Origin of the sequence: Klebsiella sp. KPN54798, assembly GCF_021184225.1 — a bacterium.
Taxonomy (GTDB): Bacteria; Pseudomonadota; Gammaproteobacteria; order Enterobacterales; family Enterobacteriaceae; genus Klebsiella; species Klebsiella pneumoniae.
Window position 1 is genome coordinate 2905215 of record NZ_CP089234.1, and the last position, 15954, is coordinate 2921168.

Sequence of the window (15954 nt, forward strand, 5' to 3'; positions counted from 1 at the left end):
GCTGGTTTAATAGGGCGATAAAATTTACTTTGTTTGAAACAGGGATTGAGAATGCAAAAGCTGATTAACGCCGTGCAGAACTATGCATGGGGAAGCCACACCGCCTTAACCGAACTCTATGGCATCGCCAACCCGGACAATCTGCCGATGGCAGAGCTGTGGATGGGGGCGCATCCGAAGAGCAGTTCGCAGATCCTGGCGGCCGACGGCCAGCCGCGTTCGCTGCGCGAGGTGATTGACGCGGATAAAGCCGCTCTGCTCGGCGACAAGGTTGCCGCCCGCTTTGGTGAACTGCCGTTCCTGTTTAAGGTACTGTGCGCCGCTCAGCCGCTCTCAATTCAGGTGCATCCCAACAAGCAGGCCTCGGAAGAAGGTTTCGCCCGCGAGAACGCCGCCGGTATCCCGCTCTCCGCCGCCGAGCGTAACTACAAAGATCCGAACCACAAACCGGAGCTGGTTTTTGCCCTGACGCCGTTCCTGGCGATGAATGCATTTCGCGAGTTCAGCGAGATTGTCACCCTGCTGCAGCCGGTGGCTAGCGCGCATCCGGCAATCGGCGCCTTCCTGCAGCAGCCGGACGCGACTCACCTGAGCCAGCTGTTTGCCAGCCTGCTAAATATGCAGGGTGAGGAAAAGGCCAAGGCGCTGCAGGTGCTGCGCGACGTACTGGCCCGTGAACAAGGCGAACCGTGGCAGACAATCCGCCTGATCGCGGAATTCTATCCGGACGACAGCGGCCTCTTCTCCCCGCTGCTGCTGAACGTAGTGAAGCTGAACCCAGGCGAAGCGATGTTCCTGTTTGCTGAAACGCCGCACGCCTATCTGCAGGGGGTGGCGCTGGAGGTGATGGCCAACTCGGATAACGTACTGCGCGCCGGCCTGACGCCGAAATACATTGATATTCCTGAGCTGGTTGCTAACGTCAAGTTCGAGGCTAAACCGGCGGGTGAGCTGTTGACCCAGCCGCAGCGTCACGGCGCGGAACTCGACTTCCCGATCCCGGTGGAAGATTTTGCCTTCTCCCTGCATGACCTCTCCGCCGAGGCCAGCGATCTGGCCCAGGCAAGCGCGGCGATCGTGTTCTGCGTCGACGGCGAAGCCGTACTGCGCAAAGGCGACCAGAGCCTGACCCTCAAGCCGGGCGAGTCGGCCTTCGTGGCCGCCAGTGAATCGCCGGTGCAGGTCAGCGGCCGCGGCCGCGTGGCGCGCGTTTTCAATAAGCTCCAGTAAGCGACTGCCCCTTCAGGTCGCGCTTACTGTTGGTGATAACTCAGCCAGGCGGTCTCTCCGCCTGGCTTCATTTATGGATAAATGCTATGAAAAAATCGCTGGTCGCAGCAGGAGTCATCGTGGCGCTGGGCGTGGTATGGACAGGCGGCGCCTGGTTCACTGGTAAACAGCTGGAAGGCCGGATCGCCGATATGGTGCAGCAGGCAAACGCCCAGCTGCGCAGCAGCGCGCCGGAGTCAGGTCTGGAGCTGAGCTATCAGGACTACCAGCGCGGGCTGTTCAGCAGCCATCTGCAGCTGGTGGTGAAGCCGATCGCCGGTCAGGCTAACGGCTGGCTGGCCGCCGGGCAGAGCGTGGTGCTTGACGAAGTGGTCGATCATGGCCCCTTCCCGCTGGCCTCGTTAAAAGCCTTTAATCTGGCGCCGGCAATGGCTTCCGTCCACACCACGCTGGTGAAAAACGACGCCAGCCAGGCGCTGTTCGAGATAGCCAAAGGCGACACCCCCTTTACCGTCGATACGCGCATTGCCTACAGCGGCGACAGCCAGTCGGCTATCGTCCTTAACGCCCTCGACTACGCTAAAGGCGATGAGAAAGTCACCTTCAGCGGCGGTCAGTTCCAGCTCGACGCCGACCGCGACGGCAAAAACATCAGCCTGAAGGGCCAGGCCGGCAGCGGGCAGATCGATGCGCTCAACGAATATAATCAGAAGGTACAGCTGCGCTTCGTCAACCTGACCACCGACGGCGCCACCGAGCTGGCCAGCTTCAACGAACGTATCGGCCAGCAAAAAATGACCCTCGATAAACTGGCCATCAGCGTCGAAGGCAAAGAGCTGGCGCTGATCGACGGCATGGCGCTGGACGGCGGCTCGACGCTGACCCAGGACGGCAAAGGCGTGAACAGCCAGGTGAACTACACCGTCAACAGCCTCAAGCTGCAGGGGCAGGATATGGGCAGCGGCAAACTCACGCTGAAAGTGGATAACGTCGACGGTCAGGCGTGGCACCAGTTCAGTCAGCAGTACAGCGCGCAGTCTCAGGCGCTGCTGGCGAAACCGGAGCTGGCGCAGAATCCGGAGCTGTATCAGCAGGCCCTCACCGAAACGCTGTTCAATGCGCTGCCGATCCTGCTCAAAGGCAACCCGTCGGTGACCATCTCTCCGCTGAGCTGGCGCAATGCCAAAGGCGAAAGCACCCTCAACCTCTCGGTTCTGCTGAAAGATCCGGCCCAGGTGACCGCTCCGCCGCAGACCCTGGCGGACAGCCTGGATCGCGTGGTGCAGTCCCTGGACGGCAAAGTGGTGATCCCGGTGGATATGGCGACGGAGTTTATGACTAAGATCGCCGGTCTGGAAGGCTATCAGCCGGCCGATGCCGCCAAACTCGCCGATCAGCAGGTCAAAGGCCTGGCGGCGATGGGCCAGATGTTCCGCATTACCACCATGGAAGATAACGCCATCAGCAGCAGTCTGCAGTACGCGAACGGCCAGGTGACGCTGAACGGACAGAAAATGCCGCTGCAAGACTTTGCCGCGATGTTTGGTCTGGAAGCGCCTTCGCTGCCGGACAGCGCGCCGCAGGAAGGCCAGCCGCAGCAGGATGACGCCGCTCCTCAGCAGGACGACGCCGCCCCGCAGCCGTAACTTATCGGTACAGGAGACGGCCAGCGCGCGCCGTCTCCCTCATTTTCGCGTCACCAGCCGCGGGGGCATAATCTGGTTTCGCGTCTCGCCAGTCCCCTCTTCCAGCCGCCGCAGCATCGAATCCGCCAGGCTTTTCCCCATCTCCCGCGCCGGGGTGGTCACCCAGGTGAGAGGCAGGTCGTCGAGGGCGGCCTCCGGCACGTCGGCAAACGCCGCCAGCGCCACCCGCTGCTCAAAGTAGCTCTCGACGCCATCTTCCCCGCTCTGTCTTCCAGCCCGTAACAGACCGAACCACGCGCCGGTGGCTACCACGTTGTTGTAGCACAGCACCGCGGTGATGGTCGGATTCTGGCGCAGCAGGCCGGTCATCGCCTCCGCCGCCTGCTTCTGGCTGGACTCGCACTCCAGCACCCATTCGCTGTGAAACGGCAGGCCGTATTTCAGCAAGGTGGCGCAATAGCCGCCGACCCGCTCGGCGCGCGTCAGCGAAGCACTCTGCCCGCCGAGCCAGGCGATCCGCTGATGGCCGCGGCGGATAAGATGCTCCGTCACCAGCTGCGCCGCCTGCATGTTGTCCGGGCGGATCAGGTCGACATCGTCAAGATAGCTGGCGCGGGAAGCAAACACCAGCGGCACCCCCGCCTCCGCCGCACGCTCGCGCAGCTCGCTCCCGCGGTCGATCGCCCCGGCGATAATCACCCCGTCCACCCCCTGCGCCGCCAGCGTATCAAACCGCTGGGCCATCTTCTCGCCGCTGCGGCCTCCCTGGGTGAGAAATACCATTTTCCCCTGCCTCTCCAGGGCATCGGTGAGGCCGGCGGTTAATTCAGCATAAAACGGTTTTGACAGGTCGCTGACGATAAGGCCAATCACCCCGCTCTGCCCACCGCGCAGCGAGGCCGCCTGACGATTGCGCACAAATCCCAGCTGTTCGATAGCCTGATTAACCCGCTCGCCGGTGGCGCTGGAGATGCGCCCTTTGCCGCTCAGTACCAGTGAAACGGTACTCACGGAGACGCCGGCAGCCAGCGCCACATCATTGATGGTGATCTTTTTTGCGATAGCCATAACCTGCTGGCTGACTCCCTTGCCTGTCGATAAATCGTTTTATCATTGTGCGATCTTTATAAACCTTATTATCGCTTGAATATGTGATTTTTATCGCACTAAAAAGTGATAAAACGTTTTATCTTGCCGTGGCATTAGTTCTCCCGACCACTTATGAATCAGGAACCGTGCTATGACGGCGAAAACAGCACCAAAAATCACCTTATGGGAATTTTTCCAGCAGCTGGGAAAAACCTTCATGCTGCCCGTAGCGTTGCTCTCGTTTTGCGGGATCATGCAGGGGATCGGCAGCTCGCTAAGCAGTCACGATGTTTTGACTCTGCTGCCGTGGCTGGATATGCCGCTGCTGCAGGCCATCTTTATCTGGATGAGCAAGGTCGGCTCCTTTGCCTTCAGCTTCCTGCCGGTCATGTTTTGTATCGCCATCCCGCTGGGTCTGGCGCGAGAGAACAAAGGCGTCGCCGCCTTCGCCGGCTTCGTTGGCTACGCGGTCATGAACCTGGCGGTCAACTTCTGGCTGACCGCGAAGGGTATTCTGCCCACCACCGACGCCGCGATCCTGAAGGCCAACAATATCCAGAACATTATCGGCATTCCGTCAATCGATACCGGGATCCTCGGGGCGGTGATCGCCGGGATTATCGTCTGGCTGCTGCATGAACGCTTCCATAACATTCGCCTGCCGGACGCCCTGGCCTTCTTCGGCGGCACCCGCTTCGTGCCGATCGTCACCACCGTGGTGCTGGGGCTGGTCGGGCTGGCGATCCCGCTGGTGTGGCCAGTCTTCGCTATGGGGATCAACGCCCTCGGGAAGATGATCAACAGCGCCGGGGATTTGGGGCCGATGATCTTCGGCACCGGCGAGCGACTGCTGCTGCCGTTTGGCCTGCACCATATTCTGGTGGCGCTGATCCGCTTTACCGAAGCCGGCGGCACTCTCGACGTCTGCGGCCACAGCGTCAGCGGCGCGCTGACCATCTTCCAGGCGCAGCTGAGCTGTCCGACGACCCACGGCTTCGCCGAAAGCGCCACCCGTTTCCTGTCGCAGGGTAAAATGCCGGCATTCCTCGGCGGCCTGCCGGGAGCCGCGCTGGCGATGTACCACTGCGCCCGTCCGGAAAACCGACATAAAATTAAAGGCCTGCTGATCTCCGGGGTCATCGCCTGCGTGGTCGGCGGCACCACCGAGCCGCTGGAGTTCTTGTTCTTGTTTGTCGCGCCGGTCCTGTATGTCATCCACGCGCTGCTGACCGGTCTCGGCTTTACCATCATGGCGGTGCTCGGGGTAACCATCGGCAACACCGACGGCAATATCATCGACTTCGTGGTGTTTGGCATTCTGCATGGCCTGGCGACCAAGTGGTATCTGGTGCCGGTAGTGGCGGCTATCTGGTTCGCGGTCTACTATGCCATCTTCCGCTTCGCCATCACCCGCTTCAATCTGAAAACGCCGGGCCGCGACATCGACACTGCCGCCAGCGTGGAGAAAGCCGTCGCCGGTACCATCGGCAAATCCGGGTATAACGTACCGGCGATTCTGGCGGCGCTCGGCGGCGCAGAGAACATTGTTTCGCTGGATAACTGCATTACCCGTCTGCGCCTGTCGGTGCACGATATGAGCAAAGTGGACGCCGCCGCGCTGAAAGCCCATCGCGCCATCGGGGTGGTACAGCTCAACCAGCATAATCTGCAGGTGGTTATTGGCCCGCAGGTACAGTCGGTAAAAGATGAGATGGCCACGCTGATGAATACCGTGCAGGCCTGATCCCACTAGTCCCCCTCCGCTACGGAGGGGGCGCTCGCTAAGGAAGCTCCAATGTTTGATTTTGCCACCCCTATCGATCGCCACGGCACCTGGTGCACGCAATGGGACTATGTCGCCGACCGGTTTGGCGCCGCCGATCTGCTGCCGTTCACTATTTCCGATATGGATTTCGCCACCGCGCCCTGTATTCTCGACGCCGTCAGCCAGCGGCTGGCCCACGGGGTGTTCGGCTACAGCCGCTGGCGCAACGAGGCGTTTCTCGGGGCGATTGCCCACTGGTACGCCAGCCGCTTTAACAGCGACATCGATCCGCAATCTGTGGTCTACGGACCGTCGGTTATCTATATGGTGGCGGAAACCATCCGCCAGTGGTCGAAAGAAGGCGACGGCATCGTGGTCCACACCCCTGCCTACGATGCGTTCTATAACACCATCACCGCTAACCGGCGGCGGATTGCCCCGGTGCCATTGATCCTGAAGGATAATCGGTGGCGCTGCGATATGGAGCGCCTGGAGGCGGCGCTGGCGGAGCCAAAGAATACCCTGCTGCTGCTGTGCAGCCCGCACAACCCAACGGGGAAAGTCTGGCGTCGCGAGGAGCTGGAGACCATGGCGGCCCTGTGTCAAAGACATGGCGTCAGGGTGATTAGCGACGAAATTCATATGGACATGACCTGGAGCGAACACCGCCATATCCCGTGGAGCGAGGTCGCTCAGGGACCATGGGCGCTGTTCACCTCCGGTTCGAAGAGCTTCAATATTCCGGCCTTTACCGGGGCCTACGGCTTTATCCCCGAAGAGAACGAGCGCGACAGCTACCTGCAGGCGCTAAAGGGTCGCGACGGGCTCTCTTCCCCTTCCGTGCCGGCGCTGGTCGCCCATATCGCCGCCTACCGCGACGGGGCTCCCTGGCTCGATGCCCTGCGCGACTACCTGCAGGCGAATATGCGCTATGTCGCCGACACGCTCAACAACGCCTTCCCCGCGCTCTGCTGGCAGCCGCCGGAGGCCACCTACCTGGCATGGATCGACCTGCGCCCGCTCAACGTTGACGATCGCGCGCTACAGCAGGCGCTGATCGCCGAACAGAAGGTGGCGATTATGCCGGGTTATACCTATGGTCCTGAGGGCAACGGCTTTCTGCGACTCAACGTCGGCTGCCCGCGCGAGAAGCTGGAACGCTGTGTCGAAGGACTGATTGCCGCCCTGCGCAGCCTCAGCTGATTCGACGCGCAATCTACAGGTCATCGCGCCGGCGAAACGCCAGGTAACCGGCGCCGAGGGTAAAGACAGCGACAATCACCACCAGCAGGATAAACCCGTGGTGGTTGCTTGCCAGCGGGATCCCACCGACGTTCATGCCGAAAAAACCGGCGACGATGTTAATCGGCAGCGCGAGGACGGTGATCACCGTCAGGGTATAGAGGGTGCGATTGCTCTGCTCCAGCTGGCGGGCGCCAATCTCCTCCTGCAGCAGACTGATGCGCTCGATCAGGCCCGACAGATCGTTAAGCACCACGCTAAACTCTTCGGTGAACTGACGAAACGCCTGCACCACCGCGCGATCCATCCACGCCGGCGGCCGGTTAAGCAGCCGGAACATCGCCGCCGGCTCCGGCGCCAGCAGCCGCTGGAAGCGTAAAAGCATCCGCCGTAGCCGCGCCAGATCGGCCCGATTGCGCTGCACGTGATTGCTCAGAAGACGCTCTTCAATAAGGTCAACATGGCGGCTGGCCTGGCGGACGACCTGCTCCAGCACCTCCTCCTGCTCCTCCAGCAGAAAGGCCAGCAGCTCAGTAGACGTGTTCACCCTGAGCGTCTGCAAGCGCGGCAGCATCCATTCGATAAACCGCAACGGTTTGAAGCGCGCCGTCACCACCAGCCTGGGGCTACAGTAGAGCCACAGCGTGGCGGTTTCCGCGCTGGTATCCTGCGGACGAAACAGCACATCGTTAAGCACAGCGAACAGATTTTCCCCCTGTCGCTCAATGCGGGTGGTGTGCGAGCCGCTGCGGATCTCCTCGAAGAAAAAATCGGCCACCGGAAAGTGGCTGGTTAACCATTTCTCGGCGGTGGCGTGATTAAGATTCAGGTGTAACCAGATAAACGCCTTGTCATCGGCGAGCGCCTGATAGCGGGCGCATACCTCGCCAGAGGCGATCGGCTGCGGGGGGCGCTGTTCATGAAACAAATAGCCATGCACCAGGCCGGAAACTTCACTATCAAAATCGGGCTTTAACATCTTCGCGGTGACGTCTTGACTCATGGCTCCCTCAGGACAGGCACTGGCACCGTTGATGCCCGAATATTGCCATCTTTCGCTATTTTCCGCGGGCTGGCAAGGTTAATAATCTGGTCATAAAACAGTAACCTGGCTGACATATGACGGCCAGTATCACGCTTCATCCCCTCGCCGCGCAGGCGATGCGATGGAGGCGAACAGAAGGTCTTCTTGCCTTTATGCTCAGGTGGTTATTAAAATAAATTTGATTATCCTCAAAACTTTTTTAGGCAGAAAGCGGTATTAATTTGCGCGCTTAATCATTGCTTTCACCCAGGTTTATTGAGGAGGAGACCATGAAAACCTATGACCGTAATCGTAACGCTATTGCTACCGGCAGCATGGTAATGATCGCCGGTAACGGGACGACGGGCGTGATTAAAGCTATCCATGGCGAGGGGAAAACCGCTGAGCAGTTGCGCCGGGCGGACTGCGTTGAAATCGACGGCTGCGAGGGCCGCTTCTGCCCGTTGGATCTGATCCGTCTCGGCTTTCATTAATTCCTGCCGCCAGGTCGTTAGTATCAGGCCACCTGTGGTGGCCTGCTCTTTTCCCGGGAAATAAAGCGTCTAGCGAAAGCTCCACTGAACACTCATCACAAAGATCGCCGGCACAATAATGCCGCCTTCCACACCGAAATAATCGGTGAAATTATATTGCAGGCCATGATAGAGGTAGGGCGAAAAACCGATGCCGGTGATTTTTTTGGCGGTGCGGTAGGTGCCGGAATCCCCACAGTGGCTGAAGGCATCAAAGAAAAATTCCCCGGTATAGGCATACACCCCTTTCAGTACCCAGCCGGTATCGTTTTTCAGCCAGTCGCGGCGCACGCCGAGGGTCAGGCAGCGATCGTCAAAGCTGTTTTTCATCGTTCCGACCAGCACGCTGTATTTTGAATCCTGAGAAAACTTGCGCTCCACCGAGAAAAAGTTGTTATTGAAATGTTCGTTATATTGTCCGTGGTTACCCGTCATATGATAGACATAGGAACCGGTATTCATCGAATAGAGGTTTAATTCCCCGGCCTGCGCCGACGGCATGGCAACCATTAGTAGCCCTGATAACAAAATCAATAATTTATTTACCATTCAGTAACCTATGCCATACCCGTAAAAAGAACCCGGCATGCTAGCACCGCTTAGCTAAACCAAAGGGCAATCAGATAAACCGACGCTCTTCGCGGCGGGAAAATATGACGCTATCTGCACTATAGCAGTCGTCCTCTCGCCTGGTGAGCGCCTGCGGTTATACTGGAGAAACATTCCCCTAATCGTTAAGGACCGCTGTGTTAGCCACTCTCCTCGTTGCGCTGGTCGCTATTATTCATCTCGCCATCCTGGTGCTGGAGATGTTTCTCTGGGAAGGCTCCGCCGGGCGCCGGGCCTTTAACCTCAGCGCCGATTTCGCCCGGCAGACCCGGGTGCTGGCGGCCAACCAGGGCTTGTATAACGGCTTTCTGGCCGCCGGCCTGGCATGGGGGCTGTGGCTGGGGGCGCCGGGGGTGCAGGTGGTTATCTTTTTCCTGGCCTGCGTGCTGGCCGCCGGGATTTTCGGCGCGCTGACCGCCAGCCGCAAAATTCTCTATATTCAGGCGCTGCCCGCGCTGCTGGCGCTGGTTGCCGTGCTGACGCAAGCGTAGGGCCTTGATCCAAAACAGAGAAAGCAGGCGCTAAGGCGGGTACTATTTGCCCCCTTTGGTCGGTCATCGACCGTTAATACCTTCTGAGTTCAGAGGCATTTTTATGACATGGCAATCCTTCAAACAGGCCTGGCTTATCCGGTTCTGGTCTCCTGTCCCGGCGGTCATTGCCGCGGGCATTCTCTCTACCTACTATTTTGGCATCACCGGCACCTTCTGGGCGGTGACCGGCGAATTCACCCGCTGGGGTGGTCAGCTGCTGCAGCTGCTGGGCGTCCACAGCGAACAGTGGGGCTATTACCAGCTGATACATCTCGAAGGGTCGCCGCTGACCCGCATCGATGGCAGGATGATCATCGGCATGTTCGGCGGCTGCCTGGCCGCCGCGCTGTGGGCGAATAACGTCAAACTGCGCCTGCCACGCAGCCGGATCCGCATTGCGCAGGCCGTGGCGGGCGGCATCATCGCCGGGTTCGGCGCACGGCTGGCGATGGGCTGCAACCTGGCGGCCTTCTTCACCGGCATTCCGCAGTTCTCCCTGCACGCCTGGCTGTTTGCCATCGCCACCGCCATCGGCTCCTGGTTTGGCGCCCGCTTCACGCTGCTGCCCCTTTTTCGCATCCCGGTAAAAATGCAAAAAGTGTCCGCCGCCTCGCCCTTAACCCAAAAACCGCAGCAGGCGCGCCGCCGTTTCCGCCAGGGGATGGTGGTCTTTTTCGCCATGATCGGCTGGGGCCTGCTCACCGCCGCAGACCACCCGGCGCTCGGCCTGGCGATGCTGTTTGGCATTGCCTTTGGCCTGCTTATTGAGCGCGCGCAGATCTGCTTTACCTCCGCCTTTCGCGATATGTGGATCACCGGCCGGACGGTGATGGCGAAGGCGATTATCTTCGGCATGGCGGCGAGCGCCATCGGTATCTTCAGCTATGTGCAATTGGGGATGGCGCCGAAAATTATGTGGGCCGGTCCTAATGCGGCGATTGGCGGGCTACTATTTGGCTTTGGCATCGTGCTGGCCGGCGGCTGTGAGACCGGCTGGATGTACCGGGCGGTGGAGGGCCAGGTTCACTACTGGTGGGTTGGGCTGGGCAACGTCATCGGCTCAACGCTGCTCGCCTGGTGCTGGGACGATATCGCCGCCCCGCTCGCCACCCACTGGCAGAAAGTCAACCTGCTGAACGCCTTCGGTCCCTTTGGCGGACTACTGGCCACCTATCTACTGCTGCTGATCGCCCTGCTGCTGGTGATCGCCTGGGAGAGACATTTTTTCCGCCGCCAGGCGGCGGTCCGGACCGTGAAGGAGAGCGCATGAAAAACATCATCCCTGATTATCGCCTGGATATGGTCGGCGAACCCTGCCCGTATCCGGCGGTCGCTACCCTGGAGGCAATGCCTTCCCTGCAAAAAGGCGAGATCCTCGAAGTGGTCAGCGACTGTCCGCAGTCGATCAATAACATTCCGCTTGATGCAAGGAACCACGGCTACACGGTGCTGGATATTCAACAGGATGGCCCAACCATTCGCTATTTGATTCAGAAGTAGCGCCGTTTTCCCGCCGGCGGCCTTCCCCGCCGGCGCTTGTCTCCTCGTTCCCGCCTCGCCGTTCGCTTACGCATCGCTGACCAGGTAGCCAAACGATTGCAATAGATTGTAACACTTGAAACCGTGTTCCAGTTACGCAATAACCATTAATATAACGCGCCTATATTATTAAAATGCGAATAAGTTATTTAGTGAATGGTTTCTGCCGCTATCGGCCAAAGCCGCACACAGCGACACGATAAGGATCGAAATGGAACTGCTGGTCAGGCTGGGTCATTTTTTTGAGCAAGCGCGTTCTGACGCCGACTATGCCACCTTCGCCAATGAACTGCGTCGGCATCAGGTCTCCTACTACATCTATTTTGTCTCCACCGGCAATATGAATTTCGTAATGGCAAACGACGAGGTGGTCTCGGTAAAAAGCGCCCGCGGGCTGCTGCGCGTTCGCGCTGAGGCCAGCCATTGTCTGACCAGGGCCGCCGTTATCCGCCACTTTGCCCGGGCCATTAACTTTGAACAGTACTGCCGGGATCTCGCCAGCGCCGGGGTGTTTAAGTGGATCGTCGATCTGGAAGAGGAGACCCGGCACTACTGGTCGAAGGATAATACGCTGTTATATAAAGAGTGCCTGATGCCCCCCTGAGCCGGTCTCAGGGGGAGGCGGCGAGGGTCAGCCTTTAATCGCGGGTCTGCACCCAAAAGGCGTGGATCAGGCCAGGAATATAGCCCAGCAGGGTCAAAATGATATTGAGAATAAACGCCCAGCCGAAGCCTTTTCCCAGCAGCACACCCAGCGGCGGCAGAATGATAGTGAAAACGATTCTCCAGAATCCCATAACCTCTCCCTTCGTCTAACGTCAATTTTTTACTAAGCTATTCAATAGTTAAGCATAGACGCTTTTCGTCGTTTCGCCAGCAGGCAGCCCCCTCATCTCTGGTAACAAAAATCATTCCCTGCCGTCACGGGCAAAAAAGACCGGGAAAACATTCACTTTTCCCCTCTCCGGCCCGCAGGCCCTGGCAAAGCGCACAGATTGTCAGTTGACCAATCAGGGGGACAGGGCTAAGCCTGGAGGAGTTTCATCACATCGAGTCGTTTTACCAACCGGAGAATATCCATGAGTAAACTTGGGATTAATGGATTTGGTCGTATCGGACGTCTGGTGTTACGTCGTTTATTAGAAGTCGACAGCAGCCTGGAAGTGGTGGCTATCAACGACCTCACTTCGCCAAAGGTGCTGGCCTACCTGTTGAAGCATGATTCAAACTACGGCCCCTTCCCGTGGAGCGTCGACTTTACCGAAGATGCGCTGATCGTCAACGGCAAAACCATTACGGTGTATGCCGAAAAAGAGGCGCAGCATATTCCATGGCAGGCGGCAGGCGCCGAGGTGATTGTGGAGTGTACCGGGTTCTACACCTCGGCTGAGAAATCGCAAGCCCATCTCCAGGCCGGCGCGCGCAAAGTGCTGATTTCCGCCCCCGCCGGCGAGATGAAAACCATCGTCTACAACGTCAACGATGACACCCTGACCCCGGATGACACCATCATCTCCGTGGCCTCCTGCACCACCAACTGCCTGGCGCCGATGGCCAAAGTTCTGCAGGATGCCTTCGGCATCACCGTAGGCACCATGACCACCATCCACGCCTATACCGGCACCCAGTCGCTGGTGGACGGGCCGCGCGGTAAAGATCTGCGCGCCTCCAGGGCGGCGGCGGAAAACGTTATCCCGCACACTACCGGCGCGGCAAAAGCCATTGGCCTGGTGATCCCTGCCCTGAGCGGTAAGCTGAAAGGCCATGCCCAGCGCGTACCGACCAAAACCGGCTCAGTGACGGAGCTGGTATCGGTGCTGGAGAAAAAGGTGACTGCGGATGAGGTCAATCAGGCGATGAGGCAGGCGGCTGAGGGCAATGAATCCTTTGGTTACACCGAAGAGGAGATCGTCTCTTCCGATATCATCGGCAGCCATTTCGGTTCGATCTACGATGCTACCCAGCTGGAGATTGTGGAGGCCGGCGGCGTACAGCTGGTGAAAACCGTCGCCTGGTACGATAACGAATACGGCTTTGTCACCCAACTGATCCGCGTGCTGGAGAAATTTGCCCGCTAAGTGAACGGCGGACAGCCTGCGCTGTCCGCCGGTTCTGTGTGGAGTGCCTCAGGCCTGCAGATAGACCACCTGGGTCTGCAGGTACTCATTCAGGCCGTGGCGGCCATCTGCGCCGCCGATCCCCGACTTACGCCAGCCGGCGTGGAACCCCTGCATCGCCTCAAAGTTCTCACGGTTGATATAGGTTTCGCCAAACTTCAGTCCCTTAATCGCTTTCATCGCCACGTTCAGATCGCGGGTATAGATTGAGGAGGTCAGGCCATAATCGCTGTCATTGGCCATCGCCAGCGCCTCATCGAGGGTCGAAAAGGCCACCACCGGCAGCACCGGACCGAAGGTTTCCTCATGGATAATGTCCATCTCCTGACGTACATCCAGCAGCAGGGTCGGCGGATAAAAATAGCCTTTGCCCTCCAGCGGCTGACCGCCCAGCGCCACCCGCGCCCCCTGCGCCACCGCCTTCGCCACTTTGCCCGCCACCTGGTCCCGCGCCGCCGCGTTGATCAGCGGCCCCATCGCGATGTCATCTCGCGTCGCCGGGTCGCCAAACTGGACGGCCTTCATCGCCTCACCGAGGCGGTTGACGAAGCGGTCGTATATTCCCTGCTGAACATAGACCCGCTCGACGCAGTTACACACCTGCCCGGTGTTAATCACCCGCGAGTCCACTACCGCTTTCACCGCCAGCTCCAGATCCGCATCGTCCATTACAATGGCAGGCGCTTTGCCGCCGAGCTCGAGGCACACTTTGGTGATATTTTTCGCCGCAGCGGCCATAATTTTTTCTCCCGCCGCCACGCTGCCGGTCATGCTGACCATCGCCACCTTCGGATTGCCGGCTAGCTCCTGGCCAACGGTTTCTCCGCGGCCAAGCACAAGGTTAAAGACCCCTTTCGGCAACCCAACCTGATGGACAATCTCGGCAAAGGCGATGGCATTATTGGGCGTAAATTCGCTGGGCTTAATGACGATGGTATTTCCAGTGATCAGGGCCGGCGCCAGCTTGCGGGCGATAAGAAAGAACGGGAAGTTCCACGGCAGGATCCCGGTGGTCACCCCCAGCGCGCGTTTAAAGACAAGGATATTCTCCCCCGGGCGATCGCTCTGCACGATCTCACCTTCGTAACGGCGCGCCCATTCTGCCATATAGTCGAGATAGTCCGCGGTGAACGCAACCTCCACCGCCGCCAGCTGCTGGATCTTGCCGCCTTCAGCGACAATCAGCCCGGCGATCTCGTCGGCACGCTGGCGGATACCGGCGGCAATTTTGCGCAGCCAGCCCGCACGCTCAATGGCCGGCAGCGCTTCCCAGCCGGGCTGGGCGCGCTCGGCGGCGTCAATCGCCAGCCGTGCCTCTTCGGCAGTCCCGTCCGGGATCCGCGACAGCAGCGCTTCGGTCGCCGGGTTAAGCACGTCGATCCAGCCGTCGCCGCGACCGGAAACGAACTGGCCATCAATATACATCGGGTGTTGAACGGGTGCTGTCATGGCTGCTCCTGTGGTGCATTTGTATTTAACAGGTGATTTTTTTGTTAAATATCAGGCGGATAAGCCGCTGTTCGGCAGCACATTGACGCAGTTCTGTGAGCTGATTCATAAAAACGGGCCAAAAATGCCCGCTTGAGGTTACATTTTAATAACACAAATTGCCCGTTTGCGACGAATCTGCCGTAAACGGGCATTTTTCAGCCGAGGGTGCGGGCCTGCAGCGCCCCGGCAAGCTGGGCGTCCTCCCGCAGCTGTCGCCAGGCGTCGAGGATCTCCGGCGGGAAGGTGACATGGCTGATGAAGTCTTTTCCCCGCGGACCGTACCCTTCAGGGGTATTCTGCAGGCGCGGCAGCTCGCCCAGCAGCAGCCCCAGGTAGCGGGTGACCGGCCAGAGCCCCGCTCCGCCGCCCGCGAACCCCAGTTGGCCATCGGTCTGCTCCAGCACCGGCGAGCAGCCGGGAAAGCTCAACCACTGCGGCGGCGTCGTCGCCCCCTGCCAGACGCGGGCGAAGGTAGCCATGGTTCGCCGCTGCATAGTCGGGTCCTGAATGACGATCCCGCGACGATGGGCGAGCCCCCGGCTCTCCAGCGTGGTCCGGGTAAAACGGGCGTTCTCACCGCAGTTGGTTGACTGGTCCTCCACCACCAGCCGCGAATGGGGGATGTGCCAGTAGTCATGAGCAATGTCGGCCAGAACATGCGCTTCCGGGCGGCCATCCACCGGCAATGTACGGTAACGGGGATCCTGGCGCACCGCCTCGTAGAGATAGCCCGTAGAATGTCCCACGCCGCCGCTGATCAGCAGCGGGACCGCCTGCGCCGCCGCCAGACGGCAGGCGGCGTCGATGGTTGGGATCACGGCGTTGCCGGCCAGCACTACCACGTCCACCTGCGGCAGCGCGGGCAGCGTCGCCAGATCGTCCTGCGCCAGCCAGGCGCCGACCTGGTTAGCCGCCGCCAGCGTCGCTGCCGACAGCGGAGGAAATTGTTCTGCCATTCTGTCTCCTTAATCCTCTCTCAGCCGAGCGGAGAGGATGCTTTCGCTATCATAAACGCCGCCTGCCGGGAGGCATAGCGGCGTCGATTTGTAACCATTTTGAAATAACAAGAAACATCTAAAAACAGGCGGGTTGCACCTGAACAACTCACTATGAAAATAACAAAAAACAGCAAAATC

General features: G+C 59.5%; 17 protein-coding genes. 11 read left to right on the plus strand and 6 right to left on the minus strand.

From position 1 onward, the window contains the following. The first annotated feature begins 51 nt into the window (after window positions 1–51). Both manA and LPQ25_RS14100 read left to right on the plus strand, forming a co-directional pair. The gene (gene manA / locus LPQ25_RS14095) at window positions 52–1230 is read left to right on the plus strand and encodes a mannose-6-phosphate isomerase (RefSeq protein ID WP_002903312.1); all 1179 of its coding nucleotides are present in this window, start codon (window positions 52–54) and stop codon (window positions 1228–1230) included. Window positions 1231–1316: 86 nt separating this feature from the next. Next, window positions 1317–2876: a YdgA family protein gene (locus LPQ25_RS14100; RefSeq protein WP_004190339.1), complete on the plus strand. Its 1560-nt coding sequence runs from the start codon at window positions 1317–1319 to the stop codon at window positions 2874–2876. Between the two features lie 39 nt (window positions 2877–2915). Here the strand turns inward: LPQ25_RS14100 and LPQ25_RS14105 are convergent, their stop codons facing one another. Further along, window positions 2916–3944, minus strand: coding sequence for a Mal regulon transcriptional regulator MalI (locus LPQ25_RS14105; protein WP_004148253.1), 1029 nt, complete (start codon window positions 3942–3944; stop codon window positions 2916–2918). A 172-nt stretch (window positions 3945–4116) separates the two neighbouring features. On the opposite strand from LPQ25_RS14105, the gene malX reads away from it, so the two are divergent. Both malX and LPQ25_RS14115 read left to right on the plus strand, forming a co-directional pair. Then, a complete protein-coding gene (gene malX, locus LPQ25_RS14110; protein ID WP_048336755.1) occupies window positions 4117–5709 on the plus strand; it encodes a maltose/glucose-specific PTS transporter subunit IIBC in 1593 nt (530 codons plus the stop codon). 51 nt (window positions 5710–5760) lie between these two features. Then, window positions 5761–6933, plus strand: coding sequence for a MalY/PatB family protein (locus LPQ25_RS14115; protein ID WP_014907668.1), 1173 nt, complete (start codon window positions 5761–5763; stop codon window positions 6931–6933). Between the two features lie 13 nt (window positions 6934–6946). Here the strand turns inward: LPQ25_RS14115 and LPQ25_RS14120 are convergent, their stop codons facing one another. After that, complete coding sequence (locus tag LPQ25_RS14120; protein ID WP_004179669.1) at window positions 6947–7975, minus strand: CorA family divalent cation transporter; 1029 nt, start codon at window positions 7973–7975, stop codon at window positions 6947–6949. Between the two features lie 311 nt (window positions 7976–8286). Between LPQ25_RS14120 and ydfZ the strand changes: the two genes are divergently transcribed. Continuing rightward, window positions 8287–8490 carry a putative selenium delivery protein YdfZ gene (ydfZ, locus tag LPQ25_RS14125; RefSeq protein WP_004151566.1) on the plus strand — a complete coding sequence of 68 codons (204 nt, stop codon included), beginning with the start codon at window positions 8287–8289 and terminating at the stop codon, window positions 8488–8490. Between the two features lie 69 nt (window positions 8491–8559). On the opposite strand, the gene LPQ25_RS14130 is transcribed toward ydfZ, so the two are convergent. Further along, window positions 8560–9039, minus strand: a complete 480-nt coding sequence (locus tag LPQ25_RS14130; RefSeq protein WP_004179667.1) for a hypothetical protein — start codon at window positions 9037–9039, stop codon at window positions 8560–8562. Between the two features lie 236 nt (window positions 9040–9275). Here LPQ25_RS14130 and LPQ25_RS14135 point away from each other — a divergent pair, with 236 nt between their 5' ends. From LPQ25_RS14135 to LPQ25_RS14150, 4 genes are all read left to right on the plus strand, one after another. Further along, on the plus strand, window positions 9276–9629 hold the full coding sequence (locus tag LPQ25_RS14135; RefSeq protein ID WP_004179665.1) for a DUF1304 domain-containing protein: 354 nt from the start codon (window positions 9276–9278) through the stop codon (window positions 9627–9629). A 103-nt stretch (window positions 9630–9732) separates the two neighbouring features. Next, on the plus strand, window positions 9733–10941 hold the full coding sequence (gene yedE / locus LPQ25_RS14140; RefSeq protein ID WP_014907670.1) for a selenium metabolism membrane protein YedE/FdhT: 1209 nt from the start codon (window positions 9733–9735) through the stop codon (window positions 10939–10941). After that, the gene (gene yedF, locus LPQ25_RS14145) at window positions 10938–11171 is read left to right on the plus strand and encodes a sulfurtransferase-like selenium metabolism protein YedF (RefSeq protein ID WP_002903233.1); all 234 of its coding nucleotides are present in this window, start codon (window positions 10938–10940) and stop codon (window positions 11169–11171) included. The genes yedE and yedF overlap by 4 nt, the downstream gene beginning before the upstream one ends. 250 nt (window positions 11172–11421) lie before the next feature. Further along, entirely contained in the window at window positions 11422–11814 is a 393-nt protein-coding gene (locus tag LPQ25_RS14150; RefSeq protein WP_004224558.1) for a DUF1398 domain-containing protein, read from the plus strand. Between the two features lie 34 nt (window positions 11815–11848). Here LPQ25_RS14150 and LPQ25_RS14155 read toward each other — a convergent pair whose 3' ends face one another. Then, entirely contained in the window at window positions 11849–12007 is a 159-nt protein-coding gene (locus LPQ25_RS14155; RefSeq protein ID WP_002903230.1) for a YqaE/Pmp3 family membrane protein, read from the minus strand. Window positions 12008–12289: 282 nt separating this feature from the next. On the opposite strand from LPQ25_RS14155, the gene gap reads away from it, so the two are divergent. Continuing rightward, on the plus strand, window positions 12290–13288 hold the full coding sequence (gap, locus tag LPQ25_RS14160) for a type I glyceraldehyde-3-phosphate dehydrogenase (RefSeq protein WP_002903227.1): 999 nt from the start codon (window positions 12290–12292) through the stop codon (window positions 13286–13288). 48 nt (window positions 13289–13336) lie between these two features. On the opposite strand, the gene aldA is transcribed toward gap, so the two are convergent. After that, window positions 13337–14776, minus strand: coding sequence for an aldehyde dehydrogenase (gene aldA, locus LPQ25_RS14165; RefSeq protein ID WP_004151568.1), 1440 nt, complete (start codon window positions 14774–14776; stop codon window positions 13337–13339). Between aldA and LPQ25_RS14170 the strand changes: the two genes are divergently transcribed. Beyond that, complete coding sequence (locus LPQ25_RS14170; RefSeq protein WP_014907671.1) at window positions 14775–14912, plus strand: hypothetical protein; 138 nt, start codon at window positions 14775–14777, stop codon at window positions 14910–14912. The genes aldA and LPQ25_RS14170 overlap by 2 nt on opposite strands. A 61-nt stretch (window positions 14913–14973) precedes the next feature. On the opposite strand, the gene LPQ25_RS14175 is transcribed toward LPQ25_RS14170, so the two are convergent. Continuing rightward, window positions 14974–15774 (minus strand): YdcF family protein, encoded by an 801-nt coding sequence (locus LPQ25_RS14175; protein ID WP_014907672.1) that lies wholly within the window; start codon window positions 15772–15774, stop codon window positions 14974–14976. Window positions 15775–15954: the final 180 nt, after the last annotated feature.

Bases quoted from the DNA above. Each gene is read 5' to 3' on its own strand.
- manA (WP_002903312.1), top strand. From the start codon at position 52: ATGCAAAAGCTGATTAACGCCGTGCAGAACTATGCATGGGGAAGCCAC.
- LPQ25_RS14100 (WP_004190339.1), top strand. From the start codon at position 1,317: ATGAAAAAATCGCTGGTCGCAGCAGGAGTCATCGTGGCGCTGGGCGTG.
- LPQ25_RS14105 (WP_004148253.1), bottom strand. From the start codon at position 3,944: ATGGCTATCGCAAAAAAGATCACCATCAATGATGTGGCGCTGGCTGCC.
- malX (WP_048336755.1), top strand. From the start codon at position 4,117: ATGACGGCGAAAACAGCACCAAAAATCACCTTATGGGAATTTTTCCAG.
- LPQ25_RS14115 (WP_014907668.1), top strand. From the start codon at position 5,761: ATGTTTGATTTTGCCACCCCTATCGATCGCCACGGCACCTGGTGCACG.
- LPQ25_RS14120 (WP_004179669.1), bottom strand. From the start codon at position 7,975: ATGAGTCAAGACGTCACCGCGAAGATGTTAAAGCCCGATTTTGATAGT.
- ydfZ (WP_004151566.1), top strand. From the start codon at position 8,287: ATGAAAACCTATGACCGTAATCGTAACGCTATTGCTACCGGCAGCATG.
- LPQ25_RS14130 (WP_004179667.1), bottom strand. From the start codon at position 9,039: ATGGTTGCCATGCCGTCGGCGCAGGCCGGGGAATTAAACCTCTATTCG.
- yedE (WP_014907670.1), top strand. From the start codon at position 9,733: ATGACATGGCAATCCTTCAAACAGGCCTGGCTTATCCGGTTCTGGTCT.
- yedF (WP_002903233.1), top strand. From the start codon at position 10,938: ATGAAAAACATCATCCCTGATTATCGCCTGGATATGGTCGGCGAACCC.
- LPQ25_RS14150 (WP_004224558.1), top strand. From the start codon at position 11,422: ATGGAACTGCTGGTCAGGCTGGGTCATTTTTTTGAGCAAGCGCGTTCT.
- LPQ25_RS14155 (WP_002903230.1), bottom strand. From the start codon at position 12,007: ATGGGATTCTGGAGAATCGTTTTCACTATCATTCTGCCGCCGCTGGGT.
- gap (WP_002903227.1), top strand. From the start codon at position 12,290: ATGAGTAAACTTGGGATTAATGGATTTGGTCGTATCGGACGTCTGGTG.
- LPQ25_RS14170 (WP_014907671.1), top strand. From the start codon at position 14,775: ATGGCTGCTCCTGTGGTGCATTTGTATTTAACAGGTGATTTTTTTGTT.
- aldA (WP_004151568.1), bottom strand. From the start codon at position 14,776: ATGACAGCACCCGTTCAACACCCGATGTATATTGATGGCCAGTTCGTT.
- LPQ25_RS14175 (WP_014907672.1), bottom strand. From the start codon at position 15,774: ATGGCAGAACAATTTCCTCCGCTGTCGGCAGCGACGCTGGCGGCGGCT.